We start from the raw sequence: 11313 nt of genomic DNA on the forward strand, positions 1-11313 counted from the left end.
ATCAGACTCGGCTGCTTAAGCTTCTTGGTGTTCTGTATGAAGCAGTTTATTCCTAAATTGGCTGCGGAATCTCGGATTCATAGTACATCCTCTTACTTACCAAATAAAAAGCACTCAACTTAAATGCTTATGCGTTAAGTATGTATCCGAGGATAAAAAGATCAAAAAATAATTCAATAAAGTTTTATTTTTTAAAATAAATTTAGATCGATAATTTACCTAAATATATTTCTATCTTATTGATTGTCGTGTGTTGAATAATTAAATAATAGGAAATGGTAGGTAGGGTATTAATAATATTACTAATACTTATTTTTTTCTCGATTTTAATTAAGGTAATGAAATGAAAGCAGTTGTTTAGATTAAAGTAATGGAGCATGATTTGCCCCATTACTTTGGCATAAATTAATTAGAATCAGGCTCAATGATTAAAATAATACCTTCAACATCGGTGATTCTTACGCGGGTACCGGCTGGAAGTGCTTGATCCGATTGTGCGGACCATGTGGTATCGGCTACCTTGATGCGATTGAGCCCGACGGAAAAGTCTTCTTCAAGGATAAGAGTACGCCCAATTAACTGCTTGTACTTTTGGTTCAGATCTCTTTCTTGGTCTTCTTGCTTGTCTTTAGACCATTGTCGTCGCCACCAAAGCCAGGTGGTGATTAAGCTGAAGCTTGCAAAGCAAAGCCATTGTAATTGCCAGCTCATTGGCAAAACGGTCATGATGGCTCCAACGATAAGTGCAGACACCCCGAGCCAGAGAAAATACCCTGCGGTACCAAGTAGCTCAACTGCTAAAAGAGCAAAGCCAAACGCTAGCCAATGCCAGAAAGAGATACCTTCCAGCAAACTAAAAAAGTCCATAAATTATTCTTTACCTTGCTGTTTAAACATTTCTGCTATCCCTGCAACCGAGCCCATTAGTCCGGTTGCTTCTAATGGAAGCATAATGATTTTACCATTTTCGGCTTGACCAATGCTCTTGATCGCTTCGGTATAACCCTGTGCAATGAAGTAATTGACGGCTTGCATGTCACCTTTTGCAATGGCTTCGGAAACCATGTAAGTCGCTTTTGCTTCTGCTTGCGCGGCACGCTCACGTGCTTCTGCATGGAGAATAGCAGACTGCTTTTCGCCTTCAGCTTTTAATATCTCTGATTGTTTATGACCTTCGGCCTTTAATATCTCAGCTTGGCGAACCCCTTCTGCTTCAAGAATTTCCGCACGCTTATTACGCTCGGCTTTCATTTGCGCATTCATTGCAGCGGTCAGATCGGCTGGTGGCTGGACATCTTTAATCTCAATTCGTGTGACTTTTACGCCCCAAGGGTTTGTTGCTTGGTCAACAATCGCCAACAGCTTAGAGTTGATCATGTCGCGTTGGCTCAGCATTTCGTCCAGTTCCATTGAACCTAAAACGGTACGAATGTTCGTAAGGGTCAAGTTTCTAATAGCGTGTTCTAAGTCGTTGACTTCATAAGCCGCTTTTGCAGCATCGATCACTTGAACAAATCCGACAGCGTCAATAACCACGTTAGCGTTATCTTTTGAAATGACCTCTTGCGCAGGAATATCGAGAACGCGCTCCATCATGTTTACTTTTTGACCAACTTTATCAATGAATGGAATGATCAAGTTTAAACCCGGCTTTAATGTGTGGGTGTAGCGTCCGAAGCGTTCAACTGTCCAGTTGTTTCCTTGCGGAACCGTTTTAATGGCTGAAGATAAGATAACGACAGCAAGAACGACGAAAATACCGATGGTGATCAGTGAATCAATTGGCATGAGTTATTCCCTTAAGTGCATAATATTCGATCCATTTTTACCTATTTATAGACAATAGACAATTGAAGTTCTGAGACCTTTGAGAGGTTATTGGTTTTTTATATGACAAAGGCCGGAAATCCCGGCCTTTGTTGTCTTATTCCTAGAAGAATGCTGCGCTTAGTACAAAATTGAGTAAAGCTGGCGACGATATTTGCTTGCTAATGCGTTACCTTGACCTAGCGCACTGAGAATATCCATAAAAGTCTTCTTCACGTCACCGTCTTGGGCGCCCAAGTCTTTTTTAAGAATATTCCACAGCAGTTCCAACGCTTCTTCATCCCGACCAACTTGGTTGTATTGTACCGCCAATTCACAAGCGAGTTCGAAGTTTGCCATGTCTGCTGCGTATGCTTGTTCTAGTCGCTGTAACTCAGGGCTATCTGCAGCCTGCAAATGCAGCTCGAGCTTGGCTATTAGGCTCTTGTAGTAGTTATCTTGATACTCGAGAGGGATAGCGTTCAGTAGTTCTTGGGCAATATCAAATTGTTTGGTTTCTAGCAAACAATCAGCCATCGCGAGTTTCACATCACCACGCTCTTGCAGCTCTGGCGGCAAAGTGTGGATGATGCTCAAAGCCTGAGCATGCTCACCTTGCTGAAGAAGTTCACTGACTTGTTTTAATAGTTGTTCATCTGGGCTTGGCAAATGCTTTTGTAGCATGGTAGCAATGGCATCAATTGGCTGGGGGCCTCCCAGACCATCGACGGCTTGACCATTTATAAACAGCGCGATAGTTGGCAATACTTGCACGCCAAATTGAGACGCTAAAGCGGGCTGATCTTCACAATTTAGTAGAGCAAGCGTAAATGCACCGTTGTACTGTTGAGCAAGAGATTGCAACTCAGGGAGTATCTGTGCGCTTTCTGGCTGAGCGTTGGCCCAAAAGTGGATCAAAACGGGCGTGTTCATTGATCCTTCAAGCGTTTCGCGAAAGTTCTGTTCTGTTATCTCAACGATAAATGGGGATTGCATCAGAGTATCCTTGCCTTGTGTCTTGTCGTTGATATTAGATATGGAGTTGATTTAGGTGAAATTCAAGCGACATTCACCATCAATAATGAATCATTCTATTTTGAGAAAACGTGAGGTAATAGAGTGAGGTTATTGCTGCTCAGGTGTTAGATAAAAAGAAAACGCTGCCGAAGCAGCGCAATTCTAATGCTATTTGTTAGTGCGGTATCAAAATAGGATGAACATGGTCAACACTACACCCACACTAAGCCAGTTAAGCTGATTTAATGTCATTGTTGCCTCGCAGTAGTATAAACATTGCTACAAAACGTAATGGGTGGCGATACCAAATCTAAGCAACTCAATCACTTTGGGCGAAAGAATCCCCGCTGAATTGCGTAGAAATTGATTCGTTTAGTTGAGGTTTTTTTAACCTACATGTTCATAATGACATCACATTGTTACGGTGAAATTACATTTCGACAAAACTTTTTTATGCAGCCTGTCGCAAAATTTTATCAAGTACACGGGTTGGTAATAGTCTTTTCAAGACTGCGAATAATTTAGTCGGTGTAGTAATTCGATAACGAATTTTCGGTGAAACGCTAGTTAATGCATGAAGAACTGGTGCGATGCAAGACTCTGCAGGCAAAACAAATCGATTATTAGACTTGTCGTTGTTGAGTCGCTCTCTTTGTCCTTCATAAGCATGACGATGGGGGCTAGATTCAATATCAACCCACTTCTCAAAGGCTCGTAATGCATTGTTTCTAAATTGAGTTTCGATCGGTCCTGGTTCTATCAATGCCACTTTGATATTCGTATCCGCAAGCTCTAGCCTGAGCGTATCTGTCCAGCCTTCTAAGGCAAATTTTGATGAATTATAGGCGCCACGGTATTTCATTGCGGCAAAACCAAGAACAGAGCTGTTTTGTATGATGCGTCCTTCGCCTTGCTGGCGCATATGAGGAAGCACCTCTCTGACCAACTGGTGCCAACCAAAAAAGTTGGTCTGAAATTGATCTTGAAGAGCCTCGGTGGGTAAGTCTTCCAGTGCTCCGGGCTGACCATAGGCACCATTATTGAACACTGCGTAAAGCTTACCTTCTGCTAACTCTAGCGCTTGCTTCACGCCCGAAGAAATGCTTTCTGGGCTATTTAGGTCTAGATTGATGCAGGTTAGCCCTTCATTAATTAGGCGCTGGACATCTTGTTCTTTCCTACAAGATGCAATGACATTAAATCCCTTGTTTTGTAAGGCGTGAGCGCACACGTAACCGATGCCGGTTGAACAACCCGTAATAAGAATCGACTTTTTCATAATTTAATTTAAGACTCAGAAACCTTGATTAGAGCCATCATTCATCAGCTCCGGTCATGAAGCAAGTGCTTGAGTGCTGGCTCTATTCTGGAGTAGCTAAATTTAAAGCCCAGTTCGGTGAGTTTTTTGGGTTTGGCTCTCATGCTATCAAACAATAAGCAGGAAGATTCTCCCATTAGGAGTTCCATCGCCCATTTAGGCGTGAACAAGATATGCGGACGTTTTAGCGTTTTAGCTAGTGTGCCGCTGAATATACGATTAGTCACAGGATGGGGGGCGCACATATTGAATGCACCGTGGGCATGTGGTGTTTCAAGCAAGTACATGATGGCGCGGACCATATCTAGGATGTGAATCCAAGGCATGTACTGATTACCGTTCCCAAGTGGGCCGCCTACGCCAAGCTTGTAAGGTAATAGCATTTTTGCCAACGCACCACCATTAAGGCCGAGTACCACGCCAGTTCTCAGTAGACAAACCCGTGTTTGTTCCGACTCTGCGCGCTTGGCTATTTGCTCCCACTTTGCACAAACCTCGTGAGGAAAGTCGTCGCTATTAACATGTAAGCACTCATCAAACGGATGGTCTTGTTGATCACCATAGTAGCCAACTGCCGAGCCACTAATAAAAACAGAGGGAGGTTCGGTACTTGCGTGGATCAGCTCAACAATTTGCTCGGTAATTTTCCAACGACTTTTGCAGATTTTTTCTTTTTGCTCGCTGGTCCACCTTTTATCCGCAATAGGCTCACCTGCAAGATTAATGACGGCATCAACGTGATTGAGATCGGCGAACGACTCGAGCGAGTCAAGGTATTCGATATTACCCAGATCAGCATGCTGTAGGCGTTGTTTTGCTCGCTCTGGAGAGCGTGTAAGTAGCATAACTTGGTGAGTTGATAGCAGCTTGAGCAACTCCGAGCCAATAAACCCAGTGCCACCTGTGAGTAATATCTTCATGTTATCTCTTTGAATGTACACGTATTAGAACATTATAGTCGCTTTGTGCTTAGCTTGATCATCTCAACACCATTATTTCTGGGATAGTGACAAGCTGGCAGAGATACTATTAACTTCACATATTAGAAAATATGTAACTAAATGTTATAGATGGCGCTAGTGCATTCACGGTAGAAGAGTGAAATCTATGCCAGACTAGAAGTTATCGCTCATTGGAACGAGCGTAATCAGTTTGCACAATCAAGGAGGATAGGCATGGAAGCATTTGTTGCGCTTTTTCGAGCGCTCCTCAATAGTGCTCGTGACTTATTACCCATCATCATTGTTATCACTTTTTTCCAATTAGTCGTTTTGCAAGAGCCGCTGCCCAACCTGGTCTCCATTCTTTTTGGCTTGTTGCTTGTCGTTTTAGGATTAACCTTTTTTATCTTTGGCCTAGAACTTGGTCTTTTTCCTATCGGAGAGAGTATGGCTCAAGCCTTTGCAAAAAAAGGCAGCGTGTTTTGGTTATTAGTCTTTGCGTTTTGTTTGGGGTTTGGCACCACGATAGCTGAACCTGCATTAACCGCGGTAGCGGAAGAAGCCTCAGAAGTTGCGGCTGAGGGCGGAATGATCGCTAACTCAGAGCAGTCCATGCAGGATTACGGAGAAGGACTTCGAGTAACAGTAGCTCTCTCTGTGGGGATAGCCATCGTTATCGGCGTTTTGCGTATCTTAAAAGGGTGGCCGATTCATTACATGATCATTGTTGGCTATGTAGGCGTTGTAATACTGACGTGGTTTGCACCTGAAGCCATTATTGGCGTCGCTTACGATTCCGGAGGTGTAACCACGTCCACCATAACAGTACCTTTGGTCACTGCTCTGGGCGTCGGTTTAGCGTCTTCTATTAAAGGGCGCAACCCTATGGTGGATGGCTTTGGTTTAATTGCTTTTGCCTCGCTGTTACCGATGATGTTTGTGATGGTTTACGGAATGGTCGTAACATGATTTCAATTGATCATTTCCTAGACACTTTATTATCGACCGTTAGAGACGTCGTTCCCATCGCCAGCATTATTTTTGGTTTTCAGTTAGCCGTGTTAAGGCGTCCTGTTAGCAACCTTAAGAAAGTTTTGCTTGGGTTCGTTTATGTGATTTTCGGGTTAGCTCTTTTTTTACTTGGATTAGAAATGGCGTTGTTTCCACTTGGGGAGACGATGGCTGTGCAATTAACGGCGCCGGAGTTTTTACAAGAGTTCAAAGTATCGGTAGGGAAAGCCTTAATGTGGGTCGACTATTATTGGGTTTACACCTTCGCCTTTTTTATAGGCTTTAGTACCACGATTGCAGAGCCTTCTTTAACCGCTGTAGCGATAAAAGCAAACCAAGTCTCTGGAGGCAGTATCAGTATTAACGGCTTGCGCGTAGCCGTTGCGTTTGGGGTGGCAATTGGTATTGCATTAGGGAGTTACCGGATTGTCGTGGGCGATCCCATTCATTATTACATCATCGCGGGTTACATCGTCGTTGTGATTCAAACGTTTTACGCTCCTAAGCTTATTGTTCCACTCGCCTACGATTCTGGAGGCGTAACAACTTCTACCGTCACTGTCCCACTTGTAACTGCATTAGGGTTAGGGCTTGCTTCGACCGTCCCTGGAAGAAACCCAATGATTGATGGCTTTGGCTTGATCGCGTTTGCCAGTCTATTTCCTATGATCTCTGTGATGGGCTATGCGCAAATAACCCAGTGGCTGAATAAAAACGTCTCGGAGGAAGAAGAAAATGCGCTTTAAATTGATACTTGCGTTTGTGGAAGACAGCAAAACAGACAAGGTGTTGGACGCTGCACGCGATGCTGGTGCGACCGGTGCAACAGTGATTAACAATGCTCGCGGGCAAGGTTTAAATCAAAAGCGAACGTTTTTTGGTTTAACGCTAGAAGTGCAAAAAGATGTGCTGCTGTTTGTGGTCGAGGAACATCTATCTCGACACATATTAGAGACCATTAATGAGGTTGGTGAATTTGACAGAGAGTCGGGACAGGGGATTGCTATTCAGATCGATATTGAAGATGCAGTCGGTGTCGCGCATCAAGTCGAGACATTGACCAAAGTAGTCGAGGATGAATTATGAGTGATCAAACGATAATTAGAGTTCGAGATGTTATGGCGGCAACGTATGTAATGGTTGATGGACTGATGACCGTATACGAAGGCATAACGCTAGCGAAAAAATACCAAGTCAAAGCGCTGGTGGTGAAAAAGCGAGATGATAATGATGAATATGGCATCGTGTTGATGAATGATATCGCCAAAAAGGTGCTGGCGAATAATCGTTCTCCTCAGCGCACAAATATTTATGAAATCATGACCAAGCCCGCTTTGTGTGTCGAACCAGATATGAACGTAAAATATTGTGCCCGTTTGTTTGAGCGATTTGGCATAAGCAGAGCGCCGGTCATTGAAAGTGGCGAGGTCATTGGGATGGTGAGTTATAACAATATTGTCATCAATGGTATGGTGCGAGAAGAAGTGTAATCGGTTGATATAAATGAAAAATCAACGAATTTTTTCTCAAGTCAGCGACTGTTACAAAGAACTAAAATATTTAATATATGTTAGGTTGCATATGTGTTAATTCACCATTATTCTTTGCGCCCTAAGCCTAATGTCGAGGAATCTGTATCATGCCTTTAGTCTCTTGCCCCGTGTGTGAGAAACAAATCTCAAAACGCGCTCATGCATGTCCAGGATGCGGAGAGCCCGATCCGCTGCACCATCTAGCCAAATCAAAATTTATGTCGATGGTGTTTTGGATACTGGTGTTGGTTGGAACAGCGTATGCAGCATGGTTCTATGTTTTGCCTATGGTCATTGAATCATTGCGCTATCAGTAGTATTCAAACCGTCGTAGGTTGAGCTGCTAAAAAAATGCCGTAGAATGACCTCATACTTTTTGAGGAGACAATGTCGTGAAACTATTTTTTGCCTCAGACCTGCATGGCTCTTTGCCAGCAACTAAAGAAACCATTGAGCTATTTCTGGCCTCTGGTGCGCACCACCTGATTTTGCTAGGAGATACGCTAAACCATGGGCCGCGAAACCCTATTCCGGAAGGCTACAACCCTCCACAGGTAGCAGACTTATTGAACCAATACAGTGATCAAATTATTTCTGTACGTGGCAACTGTGATAGTGAAGTGGACCAAATGCTATTGAAGTTTCCAATGATGATGGATTACTCATGGGTGCTACTTGAATCTGGCAAGAGAATCTTTTTGACTCATGGTCACTTGTACAACTCTGAAAAACGGCCGCCACTGCGCGAAGGTGATATCATCGCCCACGGGCATACACATGTTCCCGTCGCAGAGATGCAAGATGGAGCCATTATATTCAACCCAGGCTCGATGACATTCCCACGTAATGGCTTACCGAGAAGCTTTGGTACTCTAGAAGACAATAAGCTAACGGTAAAAACGCCAGAAGGCGAAGTATTAGCACAAACCATGATTTAACGGTTTTACTAAGTAAAAAAATAGGGAGCGAATTGCTCCCTATTTTGTGTCTGAATGTCCTAAATCGCGTTCTGGGTCGATAATGTCTCTAACGCGCTGTTTTAGCACCTTGGCTTCAGGAAAGCCGCTGTCTTTTTTCCGTTCCCAAATTTGCTGGCCATTACAGAAAATTTCGAAGCGACCACCTGTGTCCGGGTGTAAGCTGATTGTTTCTATTTCTTCACTAAAAGTATGCAGTAATTCTTGCGATAGCCAAGTTGAACGCAACATCCAGTTGCACTGGCGGCAGTAATAAATATCAATGATTGCTTTATCCATGAAACTTTCCTTTTAATCTTTTTAAACCAGCAACTTGATGCCCACCGCAAACGTGAGAATTTCGAATGCAACTTTAATCACTCTGTTACTGTATCGAGTCGCGGCCCATGCGCCTAAACTGCCGCCTAGAAAAGAGCTTAACAATAAAACAGGTAACCAAGCCCAGTGAATAGGCGCCCCTGCCTGTACGACGGCAATGCCTCCGATGCCATTCCAAAACAGGCCGACACAAATCATGGTGTAAGCAACGGCTTGTTTGTAGTCGTAACCAAACCAGCGCACCAAAAATAGTGTCACGAGCAAACCAGAACCTGCGGTAAGAGATCCGTTAATGATGCCGATGAACAGCAAGCCAATTCCACCAATAACCCAACCAATAGGATGACGGTTGCGTATTACTTCAGCTTGGCCTAGCGATGTCTTAAATCGCGAGTAGATACCCAGCGCTAGGATCATCGTGCCGAGCATCTTTTCCGCGATACCATCAGGGATCTGTACAATTAAGTTAGCCCCTAAAATCACGCCAATACTGCCGGACAAGATAAGGTAGAGCGCGACTTTCCATTTAATAGTGCCTGATCTTAAATGCGTGCTTGCTGCGCCTAAGCCTAAAGCGACCGAAGCCACTTTATGTGTGCCTAGCGCAACGGAGAACGGTAAGCCGAGAAAGATGAGTAAAGGGAATTGAAGCAAGCCTGCTCCGCCACCGGAAAGTGAAGCCAGCGTGTTGGCGATTAGTGAACCGAAAAAGAGAGTAGTGGTATCTAGCCAATCCATAAGCAAAACAAAGGGGGCGTCTTGCCCCCTTATCATCCAATCAAAATTAGTTTTTAAACAGTACCGAAGAACCGTGGTTCAAGCTAGTGAGCAATAGTGTTTTTTCGTTCACGACGTCAATACGACGACTTTGCTCCGCATCTAGCTTAAAAATTTGAGTAATTAAACGTAGCTGTGCTTCGGAAAAGTCTTTTGATTGAGAAGATGAAATATCTTTAAACTCCGAAGGCGAGACCAACAAATAGTTGTCACTTACTTCCCAGCGGCCTTTTTCCGAGATATTTATCGTTGATTCTGCGGTTGAACCTTGAGCGAATAGTTTTATATTTGCTACGCGAATATAGTCACCATTAGGGAGATATTTCACGTTTGATTCAACATTAACTCGGCGTAGTGGGCCGACAGTATCGTCAGGCAAGCTGTCTGTAATGACTGTCACCATGGTCGACTGCCATTCGTTTGCTGTGAGGAGCTGCTCCACTTTTAGGTCACTTCCCCAATACAACCAACTACTGAAAAGAACGGATACGGCCAAAACCGCAGATGCTAATTTAATCTTCATATTGGCCTCCTTTATTTGCAGATGTCTGTTGGATCGTTTTGACCTGCGAAAATACGCAGTGTTACGTTCTCGTAAGAGTGGTTACTGTCATGAATGTAGTTCAGAATCAGCTGGTTATTTTGTCCACCAGTGGCAATCACTTCCACTGGCAACGAGTCTTCTGCATGGTGCTTCACGTAGCGCTCAATGCATTGCTCTATTGAAGGCAACCAGTTGTTGATTTGAGGGTGATTTACAGGTGTCATCACCGGTACACTTTGATACTCACCAATCTGACGGAATTGGGATTCCGCAGGGTTCGTGAATAACAATACGCAAACAGGAAGCAGCAGAGACAAAAAGATAATGACACGCGGTAGCCAGTTAATCGTGTTAGATGCTGGCTTCGGCTGAGTTTTAGTCGGCTCTACTTGAGGCTCAAGATCAGCAGTAGTATCGGTCACTATCTCTGTTGGTGGTGTATCGCTCGCTTCTAACTCCACTGCTGGCGCTTCTTGTTCAGAAGCGGTTTCTTCAACGTCAGTGTTAGAGTCAGTAGAAAATGGGCTCAAGCGTTCCACTGAACAAATGAGTTGGTAGCCACGTTTAGGTACCGTTTTAACAAACTCTGGAGATTTTGTTGAATCCTTCAACATCTTACGCAGAGTAGAAATCGCTTGAGTCAGGCTTGAGTCATCCACCTCAAAACCTTGCTCACGCCAAACAAACTCGTGAAGCTCGTTACGGGTTAAAACTTCGTTTGGTCTCTCTGCCAACATCAGAAGTATACGGCTTTCGTTGCTTCCTAATCGTACAACGTCGTTGCCGTTTTGTTGGTCAGCGAGCGAATTACTATTTGGATCAAAGGTGAACCTTTGAGCAAGTAGAAATTTGGTGCCAATGTTAGTCATTTAGTTCTTCTTAGATGGATGATGTTGTAATTATGGTGATTTATGTCACAAAATTACCGGGGCGCTTGGAGTGCGCACGACATTTTAGATGCTTTTAGACGGGTAGGATAATTAAAATTTTCTAAAAAAACACCGTTTTTAGCAATATTGACCTTGAATTTACATTTGTCAGCCACATGTTAAATGACATCTCGGTAAGGTGA

The 11313-nt window shown here is 43.7% G+C and carries 15 protein-coding genes; 6 read left to right on the top strand and 9 right to left on the bottom strand.

Annotation, left to right across the window (positions count from 1 at the left end; translation table 11 throughout):
• Positions 1-405 precede the first annotated feature (405 nt).
• From R7Z77_RS10810 to R7Z77_RS10830, 5 genes are all read right to left on the bottom strand, one after another.
• Complete coding sequence (locus R7Z77_RS10810; RefSeq protein WP_047102904.1) at positions 406-867, bottom strand: NfeD family protein; 462 nt, start codon at positions 865-867, stop codon at positions 406-408.
• Between the two features lie 3 nt (positions 868-870).
• The gene (locus tag R7Z77_RS10815) at positions 871-1788 is read right to left on the bottom strand and encodes an SPFH domain-containing protein (protein WP_213967741.1); all 918 of its coding nucleotides are present in this window, start codon (positions 1786-1788) and stop codon (positions 871-873) included.
• Positions 1789-1947: 159 nt separating this feature from the next.
• Entirely contained in the window at positions 1948-2802 is an 855-nt protein-coding gene (locus R7Z77_RS10820) for a co-chaperone YbbN (RefSeq protein ID WP_005388628.1), read from the bottom strand.
• 472 nt (positions 2803-3274) lie between these two features.
• On the bottom strand, positions 3275-4102 hold the full coding sequence (locus tag R7Z77_RS10825) for an SDR family oxidoreductase (RefSeq protein ID WP_064353702.1): 828 nt from the start codon (positions 4100-4102) through the stop codon (positions 3275-3277).
• 44 nt (positions 4103-4146) lie between these two features.
• Positions 4147-5061, bottom strand: a complete 915-nt coding sequence (locus R7Z77_RS10830) for a TIGR01777 family oxidoreductase (RefSeq protein ID WP_005382076.1) — start codon at positions 5059-5061, stop codon at positions 4147-4149.
• Positions 5062-5316: 255 nt separating this feature from the next.
• Between R7Z77_RS10830 and R7Z77_RS10835 the strand changes: the two genes are divergently transcribed.
• From R7Z77_RS10835 to yfcE, 6 genes are all read left to right on the top strand, one after another.
• Positions 5317-6051, top strand: coding sequence for a DUF1538 domain-containing protein (locus R7Z77_RS10835; RefSeq protein WP_213967742.1), 735 nt, complete (start codon positions 5317-5319; stop codon positions 6049-6051).
• Positions 6048-6839 carry a DUF1538 domain-containing protein gene (locus R7Z77_RS10840; RefSeq protein WP_213967743.1) on the top strand — a complete coding sequence of 264 codons (792 nt, stop codon included), beginning with the start codon at positions 6048-6050 and terminating at the stop codon, positions 6837-6839. The genes R7Z77_RS10835 and R7Z77_RS10840 overlap by 4 nt, the downstream gene beginning before the upstream one ends.
• Complete coding sequence (locus R7Z77_RS10845) at positions 6829-7179, top strand: P-II family nitrogen regulator (protein WP_005382084.1); 351 nt, start codon at positions 6829-6831, stop codon at positions 7177-7179. Before R7Z77_RS10840 ends, R7Z77_RS10845 begins: the two co-directional genes overlap by 11 nt.
• Positions 7176-7583, top strand: a complete 408-nt coding sequence (locus R7Z77_RS10850) for a CBS domain-containing protein (RefSeq protein WP_005382085.1) — start codon at positions 7176-7178, stop codon at positions 7581-7583. Before R7Z77_RS10845 ends, R7Z77_RS10850 begins: the two co-directional genes overlap by 4 nt.
• A 149-nt stretch (positions 7584-7732) precedes the next feature.
• The gene (locus R7Z77_RS10855) at positions 7733-7942 is read left to right on the top strand and encodes a hypothetical protein (RefSeq protein WP_005382086.1); all 210 of its coding nucleotides are present in this window, start codon (positions 7733-7735) and stop codon (positions 7940-7942) included.
• Between the two features lie 75 nt (positions 7943-8017).
• Positions 8018-8563 (top strand): phosphodiesterase, encoded by a 546-nt coding sequence (yfcE, locus tag R7Z77_RS10860; RefSeq protein WP_017634822.1) that lies wholly within the window; start codon positions 8018-8020, stop codon positions 8561-8563.
• A gap of 39 nt (positions 8564-8602) precedes the next feature.
• Here the strand turns inward: yfcE and R7Z77_RS10865 are convergent, their stop codons facing one another.
• Genes R7Z77_RS10865 through R7Z77_RS10880 form a run of 4 tightly spaced genes read right to left on the bottom strand, consistent with a single transcriptional unit; the run spans position 8603 to position 11110 of the window.
• Complete coding sequence (locus tag R7Z77_RS10865; RefSeq protein WP_005382088.1) at positions 8603-8881, bottom strand: SelT/SelW/SelH family protein; 279 nt, start codon at positions 8879-8881, stop codon at positions 8603-8605.
• 21 nt (positions 8882-8902) lie between these two features.
• Positions 8903-9658 carry a sulfite exporter TauE/SafE family protein gene (locus R7Z77_RS10870; RefSeq protein ID WP_053307523.1) on the bottom strand — a complete coding sequence of 252 codons (756 nt, stop codon included), beginning with the start codon at positions 9656-9658 and terminating at the stop codon, positions 8903-8905.
• A gap of 46 nt (positions 9659-9704) precedes the next feature.
• Positions 9705-10220 carry a transmembrane regulator ToxS gene (toxS, locus tag R7Z77_RS10875; protein WP_005382091.1) on the bottom strand — a complete coding sequence of 172 codons (516 nt, stop codon included), beginning with the start codon at positions 10218-10220 and terminating at the stop codon, positions 9705-9707.
• Positions 10221-10231: 11 nt separating this feature from the next.
• Positions 10232-11110, bottom strand: coding sequence for a transcriptional regulator (locus R7Z77_RS10880; RefSeq protein WP_005382092.1), 879 nt, complete (start codon positions 11108-11110; stop codon positions 10232-10234).
• Between the last annotated feature and the right edge of the window lie 203 nt (positions 11111-11313).

Source organism: Vibrio sp. 1401 (assembly GCF_033340295.1).